Consider the following 19282-nt stretch of genomic DNA (forward strand, 5'->3'; position numbering starts at 1 on the left):
GGTTTATATTACAAATCAAAAAATATTAAAAGGAAAAGGTCTATAATTGCAAAATATGTAGAATATATTTTAAAAAGTTTTTTAGAAGAATATTGAACTAATCAAACATATTTAGAACATACGTTAAATAAATCACTAGAACTAAAACAAAATAAACCCTATCCCATTGAAATTATAAAAAAAGACTTTGAGTTTTGTAATCAAGATTATTTCCTAAAAGGTGATTAAAATATTAATTTATAAAAAAATAAACTAATTCCATCATAACTCTTTAAATATAATTTTTCAAATATATTACAAGAATATTATTTAAAAGTTGAAATTTCTTATCATCTTCTTTATTATCAAATCTTTCATACACCCATAACCCAAGCTATGATAAAATCTTTAAATGAATAATAAACACAAAATACTAAAAGATATATTTGGTCATGAACACTTTAGAAGTTTCCAAGAAGAGGTTGTAGATAGTATCATCCAAAAAAAAGATGTTTTAACTATCTTGCCAACTGGTGGCGGTAAGTCACTTTGTTATCAATTGCCAACTTTGCTTATGGATGGTGTAACAGTAGTAATCTCTCCTCTTATTGCACTTATGCAAGATCAGGTAAAAGCACTAAATGATTTAAATATAAAAGCAGAGATGATAAGCTCTTCTCAGACAAATGATGAAAATAGTTTTACAATGCAAAAGCTTTTTGAAGGTAAACTAAAATTTATCTATGTAGCACCTGAAAGATTTACCTCAAATGAGTTTGTAGGAGTATTACAGCGAATCAATATTAACTATTTTGTTATAGATGAAGCCCATTGTGTAAGTGCTTGGGGACATGAGTTTAGAGCAGAGTATAGAAATCTTGATAAGCTAAAAAGATTTTTCCCAGATACTTGTATTGCTGCATTTACTGCAACTGCAACTAAAAAAGTAGAAGCTGATATTGCTTCAAGTTTAAAACTCAATGATGCTAAACATTTTCGTGCTAAAACACATAGAAACAATCTTGATATAAAAGTAGAATCACGAATTACAAATGGTAGAAAGCAAATACTAAATTTTCTTAAAACTCACAAAGGCTTATGTGGAATCATTTATACTTTTACAAGAAAAGAAGCAGAATCAACAGCGCAGTTTTTGTGTGAAAATGGCTACTCTTCAAAGGCATATCATGCAGGATTAAACCCAAGTATCAAAGATGAGGTTTATGATGATTTTGTATATGAAAAGATTGATATTGTAGTAGCTACTATTGCTTTTGGTATGGGTATTGATAAGTCAAATATTAGATTTGTAATACATACAAGTTTACCTAAAACCTTAGAGAACTATTATCAAGAAATAGGTCGTGCAGGTCGTGATGGTGATATGTCTTATGTTTATTTACTCTATTCAAAAGCTGATGAGGTAAAAAGAAAAATACAAATAGAAGATGCAATTGATACAGGCTATAAACAAACTGGACTTGATAAACTTGAAGCTATGTATAGATATTGTGTATCAAATAATTGTCGTCATAAGATTATTGCTTCTTATTTTGAAGATGAGATTGATGATTGTAAGACTTTGTGTGATAACTGTACAAAAGGTGAGATTGAACAAGTTGATGTAAGTGTTGATGCACAAAAGTTTTTAAGTGCTGTTTATAGAAGCGAACAGCGTTTTGGAACAAATCATATTATTGATATTTTAAGAGGCTCAAAAAATCAAAAACTTCTTGAGTTTGGACATGACAGACTAAATGTTTATGGCTTGGGAAGTGATAAAAGTAAAAATGAATGGATAGCAATTGCTGATAAACTAATAGATATAAAAGCAGTTAACTTAGGTGAATTTAGAGTCTTAAAAATAAGTGGTTTAGGAATGCAAATCCTTAAAGGCAAAGAAAAACTTCTAATAGATAGTGATAAGTTAGGTATTGCTCAAAAATTTGAAGAAGAGAATACACAGTTAAGTTTTGATGAAAAGTTATATGAAAAGTTTAAAAGCTTAAGAAGAGAGTTAGCACAAGAGCATGAAGTACCAGCTTATGTTATATTTGGAGATAAAACTTTAAAAGAGTTAGCTTCAAAACTACCTCTTACAAAAGAAGATATGCTTGATATAAATGGCGTTGGTCTTGTAAAATATGAAAAATATGGCAAGAGTTTTTTAAGCTTATGTAAAAGTATAAAAAAAGAGTTTGGTGAAAAGTTAGAAGATAAAATCCCTTTAAAAAAACTTACAAAAACCTATTTAGAAACTTTTGAATTAATACAAGATGAAAAAACAGTAGAAGAAATATCACAAATTAGAGATTTAGCAATAACTTCTATTCTTTCTCATATCTCACTTTTATTTGAACATGGTAAAATATCAAAAGAGAAAAAAGCACAACTTTTAGAACCTTTAACTATTCCAAGTGAAATTCAACGATGGATTCAAACTGGATTAGAGTATGAAAGTTTAAAAGAATTAAGAAAATACTTGTATTTGTATGAATACTTAAATAAGGAAGATAATTGAAACAATATTTAGATTTATTACAACATATCTTAGATAAGGGAATAAAAAAAGAAGATAGAACAGGCACTGGTACAACTTCTGTTTTTGGATATCAAATGAGATTTGATTTAAGTGAAGGTTTTCCTTTAGTAACTACGAAAAAGACACATTTAAAAGCAATTATTAGTGAGCTTTTATGGTTTATTGAAGGAAGTACAGATGAAAGAAGACTTGCAGAAATTCATTTTGATGACAAAAGAGAAAATCTAATAGATAAAAAAACAGTATGGACTGCAAATGCCAATAAACAAGGTAAAGATTTAGGTTATATAAATACTGATACCATAAAAGAGTTAGGTCCAGTTTATGGAAGTCAATGGAGAAGTTGGGAAGGTGCAAATGGTAAAAAAGTTGACCAATTAGCAGATGTAATTAATCAAATCAAAACAAACCCAGATAGTAGAAGAATCATTTTAAATGCATGGAATGCAGCAGAAATTGAGAATATGGCACTACCACCTTGTCATACTTTTTTTCAGTTTTATGTAGCTAATAATAAACTATCTTGTCAGTTATATCAAAGAAGTGCAGATGTATTTTTAGGTGTTCCTTTTAATATCGCTTCATATGCACTTTTAACTATGATGATAGCTCAGGTATGTGAACTTGAAGTAGGGGATTTTGTACATACTTTTGGGGATGCACATATTTATTCAAATCATATGGAGCAAGTAAAACTACAACTTACAAGAACACCATATGAAAAACCAGAAATGAAAATAAATAAAGAAATAAAAAATATAAATGATTTTAAAATGAGTGATTTTGAACTTGTAAATTACAAGTGTCATGAAGCAATTAAAGGGGAGATGGCAGTATAATGAAAATTTCAATGATAGTTGCATATGGTAAAAATTGGGAGATTGGTTTAGACAATAAAATGCTTTGGCATATCTCAGAGGATTTTAAAAACTTTAAAAATATTACTTCAGAACATCATCTTTTAATGGGAAGAAAAACTTTTGAAAGTATTGGAAAACCTCTTCCAAATAGAACTTCATTAGTATTAAGTAAAACTGGCTTTAGCCATGAGGGTGTACATACTTTTAGTGAAGTTCAAGATGCTTTTGATTTTGCAAGAGCAAATGGCGAAGAAGAACTTTTTATAATAGGTGGAGCAAATATCTATGAAACACTATTTCCTTATGTTGATAAAATGTATTTAAGCGAGGTTGACTTTGAAGGTAAAGCAGATGCTTATCTTAAAGAGATTGATTTCTCTTCTTGGGATTTAATTGAGCAAAAAGATTATGAAGCTATTTTAGAAGAAGATAGAATTAAAAGCCCAGCTTGGAGTTTTAAAGTCTATACAAAAAAAGATTAAGAATTTAGTATGAATAACACAAGAGAAAAACTTCTAACAGTAGCCTTTGATGAGATATATCATCATGGCTACTCTGCAACTTCTGTTGATAAGATTTTAAAAAAAGCAAATATGAACAAAGGAAGTATGTATCACTTCTTTAAGTCTAAAAAAGAGTTAGCTCTTGCAGTTATAAATGAAAAAGTAAATGCTTATATTGAAGATAAATATGGTGTATTATTAGAGTATGAAGAGAATATCTGTGATGAGATGATGCAGATGATAAAAAAAAGAGATAATTTTGATTTTACATCTGGATGTAAACTAAATAATCTTATGCAAGAATTATCTCCTATTGACAAGGATTTTAAAGTAGCTTTAGAGATTGTTTATAAAAAATTTGAAAATATTTTTGAAAAAGTATTAGATAAAGCAATAGCAAAAAATGAAATCTCTCACAATGACACAAAAGCACTCTCTATGTATATAGTAGCTTCAATTGAAGGGTGTATAGGCACTGCAAAGAAGTCTCAAGATGCAAGTTGTTTTACAACATGTATTTCTCAACTAGAACTATTTTTAAACACACTTAAAAAATAAATTTTAAAAGTCTTGACTAATCAGTCAAGACTTTGCTATACTTTCAGTTGACTATTTAGTCAAAGAAAGGAAAATTTATGAATAAAGCATTATTAATTATAGATATTCAAAATGACTATTTTGAAAAAGGAAAAAATCCATTAGTGAACTCTAATGAAGCTAGTTTAAAAGCAAAAGAAGTTTTAACATATTTTAGAAAAAATAAATTACCAGTTTTTCATATTCAACATATAAATACAAAAAAAGATGCAACTTTCTTTGTTTGTGATACAAAAGGTGTAAACATACATGAAAATGTAGCTCCTTTATCAAGTGAAATTGTAATAAAGAAAAACTTTCCAAATAGTTTTTTAAAAACTAAACTAAAAGAAGAACTTGAAAAAAAAGATATAAAAGAGTTAGTTATTTGTGGTATGATGAGTCACATGTGTATTGATTCTACAACAAGAGCAGCTTTTGATTTAGCTTATAAATGTACAGTCTTAAGTGATGCTTGTGCTACAAAAGATTTAGAGTTTTTAGGTGAGAAAATTCCTGCAAAAACAGTTCATAACTCTTATATGGCAGCATTAAAAACTGTTTTTTCAGAAGTGATTAGTGTAAAAGAGTATATAAAATAAGTATAAAAGCAAGATTATACAAGAAAGTTTAAACCTTTTTTTGTAAAATATGGAAAAAATTTGGATAGATAATGATTAAAAAAATCTCAATGTTATTCCCTTTATGGGCAATTTTAGTATCAATTTTTGCGTATTTTCAGCCTGAGGCTGTGGTTGGTTTTAAAAGTTGGATTATTCCACTTTTAGTTTTTATTATGTTTTGTATGGGTATTACTTTAAAAGTTGAGGACTTTAAAAGAGTTTTAACAAAACCAAAAATAGTTGCAATTACTATACTTTTACAGTTTTTACTTATGCCTTTGGCTGCTTTTGTTATTTCTAAATTTTTAAATTTTTCTACAGAGTTATTAGTAGGAATGATTTTAGTTGGTGCTGTTTCAGGTGGAACAGCTTCAAATGTTATTGCTTTTTTAGCAAAAGCTGATGTTGCTTTATCTATAACAATGACAGTAGTTTCAACACTTTTATCAATTATAATAACTCCATATTTAACACTACTTTATGTGGGGCAAACTGTACCTGTACCAGTTTTAAGTATGCTTTTAAGTACTATGAAAATAGTTCTTTTACCTGTACTTTTAGGTCTTGTAATAAATCACTTTTTTCATAAATATATTGCAAAAAGAGAGGAGTTGTTTGCTTTTTTATCAATAATTTCTATTATTTTTATAATTGCAATTGTAATTGGTTTAAATCAAGAAAGAATAAGTAGTATTGCAATTTCTATGTTTATTGGAGTAATATTACATAATTTTATTGGACTTTTTGGAGGATACTATATCTCAAAGCTTTTAGGATATGATCATAAAGTATGTAAAACAGTCGCAATTGAAGTTGGTATGCAAAACTCAGGTTTAGCAGTTGCTCTTGCTACAAAGTATTTTACACCATTAAGTGCTTTGCCAGGAGCTATTTTTAGTATATGGCACAATATCTCAGGTTCAATTATTGCAGGATATTGGTCAAAAAAAGCACAATAAGGATTTATCGTGAAGTATGAAGATATAGATTTTAACGAACTTTATAAAAAACAAAAAGAGCTTACAACTTTTAAACCAAAAGCAAAAGAGGCTTGGGATGAAAAAGCTAGTTCTATGAATCAAAGAGTTCACAAATCAGTATATAATGAACAGTTTATTCAAAGATTGGATTTACAAGAGATTGAGTCACTATTAGATGTTGGTTGTGGAGTTGGAAATCTATCTTTAAAATTAGCACCAAAATTAAAAAAAGTTTATAGTTTAGACTATTCAACAAAGATGTTAGAACTATTAAATGAAAATGCAAAAAAAAGTGATATAACAAATATTAAAACAATCAATAAGTCTTGGTATGATGATTGGAGTGATGTTCCAAATGCAGATTTAGTTATTGCTTCAAGATCAATGGAAGTAAAAGATATGAAAGAGGCTTTGATAAAATTAAATGACAAAGCAAATAAAAAAGTTATTATTTCATATAAAAAAGGTGGCTCTTTTGTAAGTGATGAAATTTTGGATGTACTAAACAAAGATATCATAAAAAAGCCTGATTATATTTATGTGGTAAATATTTTATATTCACTAGGAATTAAAGCAGAAGTTAATTTTATTGATAGTGAGGGAAGAAATACTATTTATAAATCAAAACAAAAGTTTGTTGACTCTATTTCTTGGAGTTTAGGCTCTTTAAACGATGAAGAGATAAAACGTTTAGAACACTATTATGACTCTTTGGATTTAAGAAAAAAACAAGAACAAGATTATGTGCAATGGGCACTTATTTCATGGGATAAGAAGGATTAAATCCTTCTTATAATAAATCTAATTCTAAAGCAAAATTTTTAGATATCTTCTCATGATTTCTTACTTCAAGTAATCTTTTTTGTCCATTTATTCCTATTTGTGCTACTTCTTCTTTAGATAAACTAATAATCTCTTCAAGTTTTTCTTTTATTGAATTTTCATCAAATTTGCAAAACCAAGCTTCAATATCACTTTTAAATAGCTCTTGATTATTTGTACTATTTGTCATAATACAAGGAATACCACTAGAATAATAATCAAGAATTTTAACAGGTGTTGAACTATTAAATAGTGCAATATCAGGTAAGATGGATAATCCTACATCTGCTTTTGCAATTAGTTGTAAAAGTTCACTTTTTGTTCTTGCATTATAAACTTCTACGCAATTTTTTAAATTAGGAAAATTTGAAAGCATTTTCTTTGCATATTCTGGATCTTTTGTAGAGATTGAGAGTCTAAATTGATTGCTATTTATTTGACTAAATGCTTTTAGTATTGTTTCAAAATCTCTAAGTTTATCTAATGTTCCTGCATAAAAAAATCTTTTAAAATCCTCTACATGCTGAATATTTTCATATAAAATTTCTGGGTCAATTGCCGGGGGAATTGAAAAAGTTTTTATTTTTATGTTTGGGAAAAACTCTTTTTTTATATGTTCAGAAGTAGGGATAAAAATATCACACTCATTTATAAGATTTGTTTCACTTATTGTTTTTATACTATTTCCTATAACATCAAAAATACTTTTTTTATTATTAACTTCATCTTCTTGTAGTTTTACAATTCTTTTTGAAAAAGATAATCTAAATCCAACTTTATAATTGTGTTTGATTTTTCTTTTTAATATGTGTTTTAAAGTATCAAAATCATTTCTTACTACAATATAATCATATGAGTTTATATCTATACCATTTTTTGATAACTCATCTAGTAATTCTTTTTTTAATTTCAATGGCAGTATAAATCTTTGTTCATCTTTTCTTTCAAAATCTGATTTAAATTCAGAAAAGTAAAGAATATTTGTATCAAAATATTTACCTAGATATTTTTCAAAAAAGGCACCAATAAAACTATGATCAGTATATTCGTCTTGATCTGTTATATATAGAAACTTTTTCATAAGACTTCCTTTTTTTTAATTAAGTAATCATTATATAATTAAATAGTTGCATTAAAGAAGCATTTAAAAAAATCATAAATAATCTTTTTAGTCATATAAAAATTATCCATTAATTTGCCTTTAAATGACTATACAGTAAAATAATAGCTTCTATTTTTCAAAAAAGAGAGCTAATGGATAATAATGAAATAATAAAAATGAATAAAATCAATAAATATTTTGATGATTTTCATGTACTAAAAGATATAGATTTTTCAGTAAAGCAAGGTGAAATCGTAGTTGTTTGTGGACCTAGTGGTTCTGGTAAATCTACACTTATTCGATGTATTAATGGCCTTGAAGAAGTTGATGATGGTGAAATTATAGTTGATGATTTACATATTCATAATAGTAAAAAAAATTTAAAAGCTATAAGAAGTGAAGTAGGAATGGTATTCCAACATTTTAATCTTTTCCCACATTTGACAATTTTAGAAAATATTACAATAGCTCCAACCTTAGTTAAAAATATTTCAAAAAAAGATGCGCATGAAATAGCAATTGAACTTTTAAAAAAAGTAAAGCTAGAAGATAAAGCAAATGCATATCCAGCTGATTTAAGTGGTGGACAAAAGCAAAGAGTCGCGATTGCACGAAGTTTAGCAATGAAGCCAAAAGTAATACTTTTTGATGAGCCTACATCTGCTCTTGATCCAGAAACTATTGGAGATGTATTATCTGTTATGAAAGATTTAGCAAAAGAGAATTATACCTTAGTTTGTGTTACTCATGAAATGGGATTTGCTAAAGAAGTAGGAGATAGAATTGTATTTATGGATCATGGTGCAATTGTAGAAGAAAGTTCTCCTATTGAATTTTTTGAAAATCCAAAAAGCCAAAGAGCTAAAAAATTCTTAAACGAAATTTTAAGTCACTAATATTATAAGGAGAAAATGAATGAAAAAACTTTTATTAGTTTTAATGTTAATATTAAATGCATCTTTATTTGCAGGTGATATTAATGTATGGAAAAACTCTACTTTAAATAAAATTTTACAAAGAGGAGAGTTAAGAGTAGGGCTTGATCCTGGATATATGCCTTTTGAGATGAAAGATAAAAGAGGAAGAATCATAGGCTATGATGTAGATATGGCAAGAAAGATGGCTAGAGATATGGGTGTAGAATTAAAGCTTGTTCCTACATCATTTGATGGGATTATAGGTGGTTTACTATCTGATAAATTTGATATTATTATTTCAGGTATGACTATTACTCAAAAAAGAAATTTAAAAGTTAACTTTGCAACTCCATATGTAATTATAGGTCAAACTATTCTTATGAAAAAAGAGCATGAAGGAAAAATCAAATCGTATAAAGATTTAGATAAAAAAGATTTTGTTATCTCGACAAGAACAGGTGTAACAGGTGAGATTGTTGCTAGAAAATTTTTCAAAAATGCTAAAATTATTACATTTGAAACAGAAGCAGATGGAATATCAGAAGTGTTAAATGGAAAAGCAGATGCATTTATTTATGACCAACCTTATAATATTTTATTTATGTCTGATAAAGGAAAAGGAAGAGTAGTTCATCTTGATAAACCTTTGACATTTGAACCTCTTGGTTTTGCAATTAGAAAGGGAGATCCTGATTTTTTAAATTGGTTAAATAATTTCATGAGACAGATTAAAGAAGACAAGTTAGTAGATTTTCACCAAAAATTATATGAAAAGTGGTTAGTTGATACAAATTGGCTAAAAAGAGTTCAGTAAATAATGAGTAAGAAACAATCATTAGCACAAAATAAAACGTTAGGGCACATTATTGCTTTTGCCTTTTATCTAGCAGTTGGATATTTTTTATATTCGGCTGCTTCAAATATGAATTATGAGTGGAAGTGGACTTCTATCCCAAAATATTTCGTCTATGAAAAAACTGTAAATGTTACTGCACCAACAGGTGGTGTATTGATGGAAGAAGAGGGAAAATACTTCTTAAAAAATGATGATGGAAAAACTTTTTTAAATATTGATAGTAGTTATATTTTAGAGTATGAAGTAGGCTCAGAAATTTATGAGTTTGATTATGTGGCTTCTAAAACTGTTACAAAACCAGGTCCAGTACTTATTGGTCTTTGGACAACATTAAAAATTTCATTTTTTGCTGCAATATTGACTTTTTTTGTAGGTATAATTACTGCTTTAATGAAGTTATCTTCTTATGTGTTTTTAAAGGATATTGCAACAGTTTATATTACCTTAGTAAGAGGTACTCCACTACTTGTTCAAATATTTTTGTTTTATTTTATAATTGCAAATATTTTCGAATTAGATAGATTTGTTGCGGGGGTTTTATCTCTTGGGATTTTCTTTGGTGCTTATATGGCAGAGATTTTAAGAGGAGCAATTCAATCAATTGATAAAGGACAGTTAGAAGCTGCCAATTCTCTTGGAATATCACATTTTCAAGCAATGAAACATATAATTTTCCCTCAAGCTTTAAAAAGAGTACTTCCTACATTAGTTGGAGAGATGATTGCACTTGTAAAAGACTCTTCATTAGTTTCTGTTATTGCAATTACAGATTTAACAAAAGTTGGACGAGAAATTGTTTCAAACACATTTTCTCCTTTTGAAACATGGATTGTTATTGCTTTAGTTTATTTAAGTATAACATTTTCACTAAGTTATCTAGGATATTTATTAGAAAAGAAATATAATGCAAAAGGTGGGATGGCATAAGTGGAAGATTACTTAGCTAATTTTCTGCAAGAAGTAATTACATTTTTTGCTATTATGGATCCTATTGGAATTAGCGCTGTTGCTTTATCAATATTAAGTCCAAATATAACAAAAACAGAGATTAACAAAGTAGCTTATAAAACTACATATACAATAATTATCTCTTTTTTTGTTGTTATTATTGCTGGTGAGTTTGTATTAAAAGTATTTGGTTTAGATATTAATTCATTGAAAGTAATGGGTGGATTAGTACTTTTGCTTATGGCACTTTCTATGATAAGTGGAAATATAAAAGTAAAATCAAATGATGAAGATAAATTAAATGAAGAGTTAGCGATTATTCCAATTGCGATACCTATTGTCTTTGGAACGGGACTATTTTCTACAATTATTATTTTTAAACATGAAGCAGATGGTTTTATAGATTTAGCTTCTATTAGTGTTGCTTATTGTTTAAATGCTATTATTTTCTATTTTATCTTTAAAAACTCTATTCATATTAAAAGATATCTTGGTCAAACTGGACAAAATGTTATTACAAAACTTATGGGTTTAATTGTAGGAGCTTTAGCAATACAGTTTATAATTAGTGGTGTTGTTACTTTGGCTAAAAGTTACTTAAATTGATTTAATTTCACTTTAAAAGGTTTATTTATGAGTGATTATATTGAAACTATTGGCTGCTTCGATATTGTTTTAGATCCATATAATGGAATTACAGTAGAAAAAAATACAATGCCAAATAGTAATATGGGGTTTGAAAAAAATCTACTACATTTAATAAATTACTGTTTAAAAAAACAAAGAAGACTTATATGGATAACTATTGATATAACAAAAAGTAGTTTTATACCAATTGCAGTAAAACATGGATTTGAGTTTCACACATGTGAACATGATTATGTATTTATGGTAAAACAATTAGTAAAAGATGCCATAATACCAACTGCTGTAAATCATACTTTAGGTGTGGGAGTTGTTGTCATAAATGAAAATGAAGAGCTTCTAGTAATAAAAGAAAAAATATCAAAAATAGGCTATAAACTTCCTGGTGGTCACATAGATAATGGTGAACTAATTTCAAGTGCTGTGGCAAGGGAAACATATGAAGAAACAGGTATAAAAGTTGAATTTGAATCAATTATTAGTTTAGGACATTTTTATCCCCATCAATTTGAACAATCTAATTTATATATTTTATGTTCTGCCAAAGCACTTTCATATAATATAAATATTAATGATACTGATGAAATTGAAGATGCAAAGTGGATAAATGTATATGAGTATTTATGTGATGAAAATGTTTTAGAATATAATAAAGTTATTATAAATGCAGCTTTAAATAAAAATGGCTTTATAAGTAAAAACTTAGAGAGTTTTAAAAATATACCAAAAGATTATGAACTGTTTTTTCCAAAAAAATAGTTCATTTTTATCTATTATTTACTATATAATTGATATAAATACGCAATAAAAAAAGAGGTTAAATAAATATGGAATATGGAACACAAAGATTAGTTATGTATCCTCATTTAAATGCAGCGGGAATTTTATTTGGAGGACAAGCATTAGCATGGATTGATGAAGAGGTTATCATTTTTGCAGCTAATAAACTTGGAACTACAAGACTTGCTTTAGTAAAAATGAGTGAGGTTAGATTTAAAAACCCAGCAAATATTGGTGATATCTTAGTTATTGGAACAGAACTTGTAAAAACAGGTAGAACTTCAATTACAGTACGATGTGAGCTTAGAAATAAAACTACAGACAAGGTTATTGTAAATGTTGAAGAGGTTGTTATGGTTGCGCTTGATTATAATAAACAACCAACACCACATGGTCTTCCTGAACCTGATTAAAGAGAAAGTCTCTTTAATCTTCTAAAACTACTTCTTTAAAGTCACTTCTAGTATTTTTAATAAAATTATTTGATTTTGCTTTTACTGTATATACAAATGATATTTTAGGTTTTTGTGTATTATTTTTATGTGCATGATGTAATGTTTTACAATGAAATAAAACAATATCCCCTTTATTTAGATTGTAATGAACAGCATTATTAATTAGCTCTTTATTCTCTTTTATATCATCTTTGAAATTTATTCTTTCATCAAATTGTTCTTTTTTTAAATTTAATTTATGAGATTTTGGAATAAACTCTAATAAGCCATTGTCTAAATACTCATTATCTAAACTTAGCCAAATACTAATTAAGTCATCATTCTCAAAGTTCCAATACCTTCTATCTTGATGCCAAGTTGTTCTTGAACTATCTTTTGGCATTTTTGTCATAATTGAATTATGATGTGCGAGGGTTAAAACAGGAGTATCATTTAAAAGTTGTTTTAAAATAGGTCTTATTTTAGCATTTGTCATCCACTCTTTAAAAACATCTTCTCTATCATAAACTTGTCTTAATCTTCTAACAGTAATATTTTCTTCATCAATTTTTAAATACTCTTGTTCACTTTCAATTGGCTGGATTTTATTATCCAAATGATAATTTGCTTTTTCTAAGATTTTATTACAAAGTTCTTCACTTGCAAAATTTCTAATTAGTAAAAAACCATTTTCATTAAACTCTTCTATTTGTTCATTTGTTAGTTTCATTTTTTATTTACTTCTAATAGTGCATCTTTTATATGTGTAATTGTTTTTACGGTTGTAACACCTGCTGCTTCTAAAGCTTTGTACTTATCTTGGGCTTTTCCACTTCCCCCATCAATAATTGCTCCTGCATGACCCATTCTTTTTCCTTTTGGTGCAGTAACACCAGCTATATAAGAAACAATAGGTTTAGTAATATGTTTTTTTATATATTCAGCTGCTTGTTCTTCTTTTGTTCCACCAATTTCACCAATCATTACTATTGATTTTGTTTGCTCATCTTCTTGGAAAAGTTTAAGCATATCAATAAAATCACTCCCTGGAATTGGATCGCCTCCAATACCTACACAAGTACTTTGCCCAAGTCCTGCAAGTGTTGATTGATTTACTGCTTCATAAGTTAGTGTACCTGATCTTGATACAATTCCTACATTTCCAACTTTATGAATTTGAGCTGGCATAATTCCCATTTTCCCAATTCCAGGAGTAATAACACCTGGACAATTTGGACCAATTAATCTTGCACCATTTGCATCAACTGCTGCTTTTGCTTCAAGCATATCTTTTACAGGAACACCCTCTGTTATACAAACAATTAGTTCGATTCCATTTTCAGCTGCTTCAATAATTGAATCTTTACAAAATGGAGCAGGAACATAAATAATACTTGCATTAGCTCCTGTTAAATCAATCCCACATCTAACACTATTATACATAGGAAGTCCAAGGTGTGTTAAACCTCTTTTTTTAGGAACAACACCACAAACCATATTTGTACCATATTCAAGTGCTTTTTGAGTATGAAATGTACCTTGTGTTCCAGTCATACCTTGACACATTATTTTTGTATTTTTATCAAGTAAGATAGACATTATTAATTCCCTTTTGTTAATTCTATTATTTTTTTAGTTGCTTTATCTAAATCTTGCTCTTCTTTTATATTTAATCCAGAATTTCTAATTAGTTCTAAGCCTTCTTTTGCATTTGTTCCCTCAAGTCTAACTACTAATGGAATATTCATATTCATTTTTTCAACTGCTGCAATTATTCCATTTGCTATTACATCACATCTTACAATTCCACCAAAAATATTTATAAGTATTCCATTTACTTTTTTATCTGACAAAATAATTCTAAAAGCTTCAATAACTCTTTGTTCGTTTGTACTTCCACCAACATCTAAGAAGTTCGCAGGCTCACCTCCATATGTTTTAATCAAATCCATTGTTGCCATAGCAAGTCCTGCTCCATTTACCATACAACCAATATTTCCATCTAGTGAAACATAATTTAACTGCATTTTCTCAGCTTGTAATTCCCTTGCATCTTCTTGTGTTTCATCTCTAATTTCATTTAGTTTTTTATGTCTAAATAGTGCAGAGTTATCAACTTGGATTTTCCCATCTAAACATACTAAATCTCCTTGTTTTGTAATAACTAATGGATTTACTTCAATTAATGATAAGTCATTTTCCAAAAACATTTTATACATATTTTGCAGTAAAGGAATCATTTGTTTTACTTGATGGTCATCTAATCCTAAATCAAATGCAATCTCTCTACATTGATAAGGCATGATTCCAACAACTGGATTTATTTTATTTTTTTTGATTTTTTTAGGGTCATTTTTTGCTACTTCTTCTATCTCTACTCCACCCTCACTTGATGTCATAATAGTTATTCTTTGGCTACTTCTATCAACAAGAAAAGCTAAATATAGTTGCTTGTCAAATTCACAAGGTTTTTCAATATATAGTGAGTTTACAGGTTGACCCTCTTTTGATGTTTGATAAGTTACTAATCTACTTCCAAGTAGTCTATTTGTCACTTCTTTTGCTTCTTTTTTATTTTTTGTTAAAACAACTCCACCAGCTTTTCCTCTTCCCCCTGCATGAACTTGTGCTTTAATTACTAAATTTTCTTCACCTAATGTATCTAATATATCATCTAGTTGTGAAGAGTGAGTAAGTAGCTTTCCTTTTGTTGTAGGGATACCATATTTTTTGAATAGATTTTTTGCTTGATATTCATGTAAATTCATTATTATTTTACTCCATAATTTTAAAGTATATAAATCACATACTTTTAAGTAAAGCTATTTCTTTAAATTAAATTTTTCTATAAACTCTTGTATACTTCTTACATACAAACTTTTATCATCAGCTTCATAAATTACAGCATCAATCCAAATATCATCTTTTTGAATTTTGCAATAATTTATTGGTATGTATGTCATAAGATTTTTATAGTGTGTATATTCGTGATATAACTTTAGATTTTTCTCTTTCATTTGCTAATAATAACAAAAAAAAGATTAATAACTATCTAGATGAAGTATCTAAAGCAAGACAGATAATTTGTTTAGTAGATAAAAAGACACAAAGGAGTACTTTGTGTCTTTTAAATTATAATACTGGTGATTTAATAACCATCATTTTTTCGTTTGACATCTCTTCCATAGAGTGGTGAATTCCTCCAAGACCAAGTCCTGAGGCTTTTGCTCCACCAAATGGCATCCAATCAACTCTAAATGCAGTATGGTCATTTACCATTACAGCAGTACCATTTAATCTTTTAACAGCATTTAAAGCTGTGTCAATATTTTTAGTAAATACAGCAGCTTGGAAAGATACTTCAAGCCCATTAGCTCTATTGATTGCTTCATCAATATCTGAATAAGAGTAAATGATTACAACAGGTCCAAATACTTCTTTTGTAGAAACAAGTGCATCATCAGCTGGATTTAAAATAACTGTTGGTTCATAGCAAGAAGCTGAAATTCTTTTTCCACCAGTTAAAATTTTTCCACCTTTTTGTACTGCTTCGTTAACCCACTCTTCAACTCTATCTACTTCATTATTATTAATTAGTGGACCAACTTCTGTTTTTGGATCCATTTGATCTCCAACAACTAAGTTTGAAGCATAGTTTGTTAGTTTAGTAGCTACTTCATCACAAATTGATTCATGAACATAAACTCTTTGAACTGATACACAAACTTGTCCAGCATGATAAAAACCACCTTTTCCTAAATCAGGAATCATTGCATCAATATCTGCATCTGGCTCAACAATTACAGGTGCAACACCACCATGTTCTAGCGCAACTCTTGTTCCATTTGATACTTTTGAGTTCAAGTACCAACCAACAGCACCTGAACCAATAAATGTTAAGAAGTCAACTTTAGGAGATGTTGCAAGTAATTCACCAGCATCTCTTCCACAAACTACAGCTTGTGCCCAACCTTTAGGAAGTCCAGCTTCTTCTAAAATTTCTACTAATTTAATAGCACTCATTGGAGTTTGAGTTGCTGGTTTAATAATTACAGGACAACCAACAGCAATTGCAGGAATTACTTGGTGTACTGCTAAGTTAAAAGGGTGATTAAAAGCTGAAATTGCAGCAACTACCCCAATTGGTTCTTTAAATGTATAAGCCATTCTATTTGCACTAGATGCAGTATGACCCATAGCTATTTCTTTACCTTCAAAAGCACCTAAGTGTTCAATAGCAAGTTGTACACCATTAATTGCTCTATTTACTTCAACTTTAGAATCCATGTAAGGTTTACCACCCTCACTAGCACAAAGTTTTGTTAACTCTTCTACTTGTGAAGACATAATTTTCATTACATTTTCTAAAATTTCAATTCTTTTAAATTTTGGTAAAGCATTTTTGTGGTCTAAAAAAGTTTTTTCTGCTAAATCAATAGCTGCTTGCACTTCTTGTGTTGTACTAAATGGAACTTCTCCAACTACTTTACCATCAAATGGTGATGTAACTTCTATTGTTTTACTCATTATCTACTCCTTCTTCTTCTAGTAATGTTTCTGCATTTTTTACAAGGTCATTTAAAATTGCGTGATTTAAAGAGTAATCAACAGCTAAGTCGATTATATGAACACCTTTAGAATTAACACATTTATCTAAAGTTTCTGTAAACTCTTCACAAGATTGAGGTCTATGACCTATTGCACCATAAGCATCTGCATATTTTACAAAGTCTGGATTGTTGTAATCTAAACCATAAGTGTCAAATCCCATACCTGTTTGTTTCCACTTAATCATTCCATATGCATTATCGTTTAATATTATAACAGTTAAATCTAATCCTAATCTTACAGCTGTCTCAATTTCTTGAGAGTTCATCATAAATCCACCATCACCACAAACTGCAACAACTTTTTTATCTGGGTTTACCATTTTAGCTGCCATTGCTGATGGAAGACCTGCACCCATAGTTGCAAGTGCATTATCCAATAATAGAGTATTAGGTCTAGCACATTTATAGTTTCTAGCAAACCATATTTTATAAACACCATTATCTAATGTTACTATATCTTCAGGATCTAAAATATCTCTGATTGTTTTAACAGCTCTTTGTGGTAATATTGGGAATCTCATATCACCAAAATATTTAGTTAATCTTTTGTTTATTGTTTTTATTATTAATTTATAAAAGTCAAAATCCCAATGTGCTTGTGGAGATAAAGCTCTATTTAAGTACTCAATACTTCCAGCAATATCACCAATTACATCTAAGTGAGGGAAATATGTTGGATCAACTTCTGATGGGAAAAAGTTAAAGTGAATAACTTTTGTTGCTTCTGGACCTTCATGCATGAAAAAAGGTGGCTTTTCAATAACATCATGACCTACATTGATAATTAAATCAGCTTTAACTATTGCTCCATGTATAAAGTCATCATCAGATAATGCAGCTGTTCCTAAACATAATTTATGATTATCATCAATTACACCTTTACCCATTTGTGTAGTAAAAAATGGAATACCAGTATCATTAACTAATTCAGTTAAGGCATTGCCAATTCTATTTCTATTTGCACCTGCTCCAATTAAAATTAAAGGACTTTTTGCTTGTTCAATCATTCTAACAGCGTCTAAAATAGCAGTTTTATCTGCTCTTGGATATCTTACTTCTCTTACTGGATATACAGTATCAGTAGTCTCTTCTTCTGCGATATCTTCAGGAAGTTCAATATGTACAGCTCCTGGTCTTTCAGCAGTTGCAATTTTAAATGCATCTCTTACCATTGAAGAGATATTATTTCCATTTACAACTTGTTTTGCATATTTAGTCATAGGTCTCATCATATCAACAATATCTATGATTTGGAATCTACCTTGTTTTGATTTCTTGATTGGTTTTTGGCCAGTGATCATCATCATTGGCATACCACCAAGTTGTGCATAAGCTGCACTAGTTGCAAAGTTAGTTGCACCAGGGCCTAAAGTTGATAAACATACACCAACTTTTCCTGTCAACCTTCCATAAGTTGCCGCCATAAAACCTGCACCTTGTTCATGTCTTGTTAGTATTAATTTAATTGGTGATTGCCTTAGTGACTCAAGTAAGTCTAAGTTTTCTTCTCCAGGAATACCAAAAATATATTCTACACCTTCGTTTTCTAAAGCCTTGATAAATAAATCAGATGCTTTCATCTTATCTCCAAATTATTGATTTAAAATTTAATTTGTGTTAGTTTCCCACAAAAAGTTTTAAATTGAAATTAAACTTATAATATACTTTATATTCGTAATACTATTTGAATGCAAATGACTATTTTTTAGTCATTAATGTAGTAATTACTATATAAAAAATATACAATAATTGCTTATTATAACATAATAAATGTATTTGAAGTTACCAATAGCCCGTAAAATCGCTCTTTTGCTCTTTATATATAGAAAAAAAAGTCGATTGTTACTTTTTTATACAATATATGAAAATAAAATTGTTTTTTATCTGCATATTTTTTTAAATTCACATAATTTATGATTTTATTAAATAGTCTTGTTTCTTTAGTATAAGTAAAATTTTTTTATAATATTAATTACTTATAATAAAAATAAATTTATTTTATATAAAGAGCCACTTGCAAATTCAACCATCATAAACTAGTGAATTTGTAAGACTACCGAACTTCTCAACCAGATCTTTTTAACTTTTAATCATTTTACTGCTTT

General features: G+C 28.6%; 20 protein-coding genes. 13 read left to right on the forward strand and 7 right to left on the reverse strand.

Annotation, left to right across the window (positions count from 1 at the left end; genetic code table 11):
- The first annotated feature begins 391 nt into the window (after positions 1–391).
- From recQ to ACTCCZ_RS11985, 7 genes are all read left to right on the forward strand, one after another.
- Positions 392–2500: a DNA helicase RecQ gene (gene recQ / locus ACTCCZ_RS11955; protein ID WP_079577954.1), complete on the forward strand. Its 2109-nt coding sequence runs from the start codon at positions 392–394 to the stop codon at positions 2498–2500.
- On the forward strand, positions 2497–3360 hold the full coding sequence (gene thyA / locus ACTCCZ_RS11960; protein WP_079577953.1) for a thymidylate synthase: 864 nt from the start codon (positions 2497–2499) through the stop codon (positions 3358–3360). Before recQ ends, thyA begins: the two co-directional genes overlap by 4 nt.
- On the forward strand, positions 3360–3863 hold the full coding sequence (locus ACTCCZ_RS11965; RefSeq protein ID WP_079577952.1) for a dihydrofolate reductase: 504 nt from the start codon (positions 3360–3362) through the stop codon (positions 3861–3863). The genes thyA and ACTCCZ_RS11965 overlap by 1 nt, the downstream gene beginning before the upstream one ends.
- Positions 3864–3872: 9 nt before the next feature.
- Complete coding sequence (locus ACTCCZ_RS11970) at positions 3873–4442, forward strand: TetR/AcrR family transcriptional regulator (protein WP_079577951.1); 570 nt, start codon at positions 3873–3875, stop codon at positions 4440–4442.
- 77 nt (positions 4443–4519) lie between these two features.
- Positions 4520–5062 (forward strand): cysteine hydrolase family protein, encoded by a 543-nt coding sequence (locus ACTCCZ_RS11975; RefSeq protein WP_079577950.1) that lies wholly within the window; start codon positions 4520–4522, stop codon positions 5060–5062.
- 71 nt (positions 5063–5133) lie between these two features.
- Positions 5134–6042, forward strand: coding sequence for a bile acid:sodium symporter family protein (locus ACTCCZ_RS11980; RefSeq protein WP_079577949.1), 909 nt, complete (start codon positions 5134–5136; stop codon positions 6040–6042).
- A 9-nt stretch (positions 6043–6051) separates the two neighbouring features.
- Positions 6052–6846 carry a class I SAM-dependent methyltransferase gene (locus ACTCCZ_RS11985; RefSeq protein ID WP_228145307.1) on the forward strand — a complete coding sequence of 265 codons (795 nt, stop codon included), beginning with the start codon at positions 6052–6054 and terminating at the stop codon, positions 6844–6846.
- Between the two features lie 7 nt (positions 6847–6853).
- On the opposite strand, the gene ACTCCZ_RS11990 is transcribed toward ACTCCZ_RS11985, so the two are convergent.
- Positions 6854–7966, reverse strand: a complete 1113-nt coding sequence (locus ACTCCZ_RS11990) for a glycosyltransferase (RefSeq protein ID WP_079577947.1) — start codon at positions 7964–7966, stop codon at positions 6854–6856.
- A 188-nt stretch (positions 7967–8154) separates the two neighbouring features.
- Between ACTCCZ_RS11990 and ACTCCZ_RS11995 the strand changes: the two genes are divergently transcribed.
- The 6 genes from ACTCCZ_RS11995 (at position 8155) to ACTCCZ_RS12020 (ending at position 12546) form a co-directional block, all read left to right on the forward strand.
- Entirely contained in the window at positions 8155–8883 is a 729-nt protein-coding gene (locus tag ACTCCZ_RS11995; protein WP_079578010.1) for an amino acid ABC transporter ATP-binding protein, read from the forward strand.
- Between the two features lie 19 nt (positions 8884–8902).
- Positions 8903–9718 (forward strand): transporter substrate-binding domain-containing protein, encoded by an 816-nt coding sequence (locus tag ACTCCZ_RS12000; protein ID WP_079577946.1) that lies wholly within the window; start codon positions 8903–8905, stop codon positions 9716–9718.
- Positions 9719–9721: 3 nt separating this feature from the next.
- The gene (locus ACTCCZ_RS12005) at positions 9722–10687 is read left to right on the forward strand and encodes an amino acid ABC transporter permease (RefSeq protein WP_079577945.1); all 966 of its coding nucleotides are present in this window, start codon (positions 9722–9724) and stop codon (positions 10685–10687) included.
- Positions 10688–11314, forward strand: a complete 627-nt coding sequence (locus tag ACTCCZ_RS12010) for a MarC family protein (protein WP_228145306.1) — start codon at positions 10688–10690, stop codon at positions 11312–11314.
- A gap of 27 nt (positions 11315–11341) precedes the next feature.
- Complete coding sequence (locus ACTCCZ_RS12015) at positions 11342–12112, forward strand: NUDIX domain-containing protein (protein ID WP_079577944.1); 771 nt, start codon at positions 11342–11344, stop codon at positions 12110–12112.
- 68 nt (positions 12113–12180) lie between these two features.
- A complete protein-coding gene (locus ACTCCZ_RS12020; RefSeq protein WP_079577943.1) occupies positions 12181–12546 on the forward strand; it encodes an acyl-CoA thioesterase in 366 nt (121 codons plus the stop codon).
- A 13-nt stretch (positions 12547–12559) separates the two neighbouring features.
- Here the strand turns inward: ACTCCZ_RS12020 and ACTCCZ_RS12025 are convergent, their stop codons facing one another.
- From ACTCCZ_RS12025 to ACTCCZ_RS12050, 6 genes are all read right to left on the reverse strand, one after another.
- Positions 12560–13297 (reverse strand): phytanoyl-CoA dioxygenase family protein, encoded by a 738-nt coding sequence (locus ACTCCZ_RS12025; RefSeq protein ID WP_079577942.1) that lies wholly within the window; start codon positions 13295–13297, stop codon positions 12560–12562.
- Positions 13294–14166: a succinate--CoA ligase subunit alpha gene (sucD, locus tag ACTCCZ_RS12030; protein ID WP_079577941.1), complete on the reverse strand. Its 873-nt coding sequence runs from the start codon at positions 14164–14166 to the stop codon at positions 13294–13296. The genes ACTCCZ_RS12025 and sucD overlap by 4 nt, the downstream gene beginning before the upstream one ends.
- Positions 14167–14168: 2 nt before the next feature.
- Positions 14169–15335, reverse strand: a complete 1167-nt coding sequence (gene sucC, locus ACTCCZ_RS12035) for an ADP-forming succinate--CoA ligase subunit beta (protein WP_079577940.1) — start codon at positions 15333–15335, stop codon at positions 14169–14171.
- A 54-nt stretch (positions 15336–15389) separates the two neighbouring features.
- A complete protein-coding gene (locus tag ACTCCZ_RS12040; RefSeq protein ID WP_079577939.1) occupies positions 15390–15584 on the reverse strand; it encodes a hypothetical protein in 195 nt (64 codons plus the stop codon).
- A 115-nt stretch (positions 15585–15699) separates the two neighbouring features.
- Positions 15700–17094, reverse strand: a complete 1395-nt coding sequence (locus tag ACTCCZ_RS12045; RefSeq protein WP_079577938.1) for an aldehyde dehydrogenase family protein — start codon at positions 17092–17094, stop codon at positions 15700–15702.
- Positions 17087–18757 (reverse strand): acetolactate synthase large subunit, encoded by a 1671-nt coding sequence (locus ACTCCZ_RS12050; RefSeq protein ID WP_079577937.1) that lies wholly within the window; start codon positions 18755–18757, stop codon positions 17087–17089. The genes ACTCCZ_RS12045 and ACTCCZ_RS12050 overlap by 8 nt, the downstream gene beginning before the upstream one ends.
- Positions 18758–19282 lie beyond the last annotated feature (525 nt).

The organism is Malaciobacter sp. (assembly GCF_055140965.1).

Coding starts and splice junctions, on each gene's coding strand:
- ACTCCZ_RS11990 (WP_079577947.1), bottom strand. CDS start 7,966: ATGAAAAAGTTTCTATATATAACAGATCAAGACGAATATACTGATCAT.
- ACTCCZ_RS12015 (WP_079577944.1), top strand. CDS start 11,342: ATGAGTGATTATATTGAAACTATTGGCTGCTTCGATATTGTTTTAGAT.
- sucC (WP_079577940.1), bottom strand. CDS start 15,335: ATGAATTTACATGAATATCAAGCAAAAAATCTATTCAAAAAATATGGT.
- ACTCCZ_RS11980 (WP_079577949.1), top strand. CDS start 5,134: ATGATTAAAAAAATCTCAATGTTATTCCCTTTATGGGCAATTTTAGTA.
- ACTCCZ_RS12020 (WP_079577943.1), top strand. CDS start 12,181: ATGGAATATGGAACACAAAGATTAGTTATGTATCCTCATTTAAATGCA.
- ACTCCZ_RS11965 (WP_079577952.1), top strand. CDS start 3,360: ATGAAAATTTCAATGATAGTTGCATATGGTAAAAATTGGGAGATTGGT.
- ACTCCZ_RS12000 (WP_079577946.1), top strand. CDS start 8,903: ATGAAAAAACTTTTATTAGTTTTAATGTTAATATTAAATGCATCTTTA.
- ACTCCZ_RS12045 (WP_079577938.1), bottom strand. CDS start 17,094: ATGAGTAAAACAATAGAAGTTACATCACCATTTGATGGTAAAGTAGTT.
- ACTCCZ_RS11970 (WP_079577951.1), top strand. CDS start 3,873: ATGAATAACACAAGAGAAAAACTTCTAACAGTAGCCTTTGATGAGATA.
- ACTCCZ_RS12005 (WP_079577945.1), top strand. CDS start 9,722: ATGAGTAAGAAACAATCATTAGCACAAAATAAAACGTTAGGGCACATT.
- ACTCCZ_RS12025 (WP_079577942.1), bottom strand. CDS start 13,297: ATGAAACTAACAAATGAACAAATAGAAGAGTTTAATGAAAATGGTTTT.
- ACTCCZ_RS12050 (WP_079577937.1), bottom strand. CDS start 18,757: ATGAAAGCATCTGATTTATTTATCAAGGCTTTAGAAAACGAAGGTGTA.
- sucD (WP_079577941.1), bottom strand. CDS start 14,166: ATGTCTATCTTACTTGATAAAAATACAAAAATAATGTGTCAAGGTATG.
- ACTCCZ_RS11975 (WP_079577950.1), top strand. CDS start 4,520: ATGAATAAAGCATTATTAATTATAGATATTCAAAATGACTATTTTGAA.
- ACTCCZ_RS12040 (WP_079577939.1), bottom strand. CDS start 15,584: ATGAAAGAGAAAAATCTAAAGTTATATCACGAATATACACACTATAAA.
- recQ (WP_079577954.1), top strand. CDS start 392: ATGAATAATAAACACAAAATACTAAAAGATATATTTGGTCATGAACAC.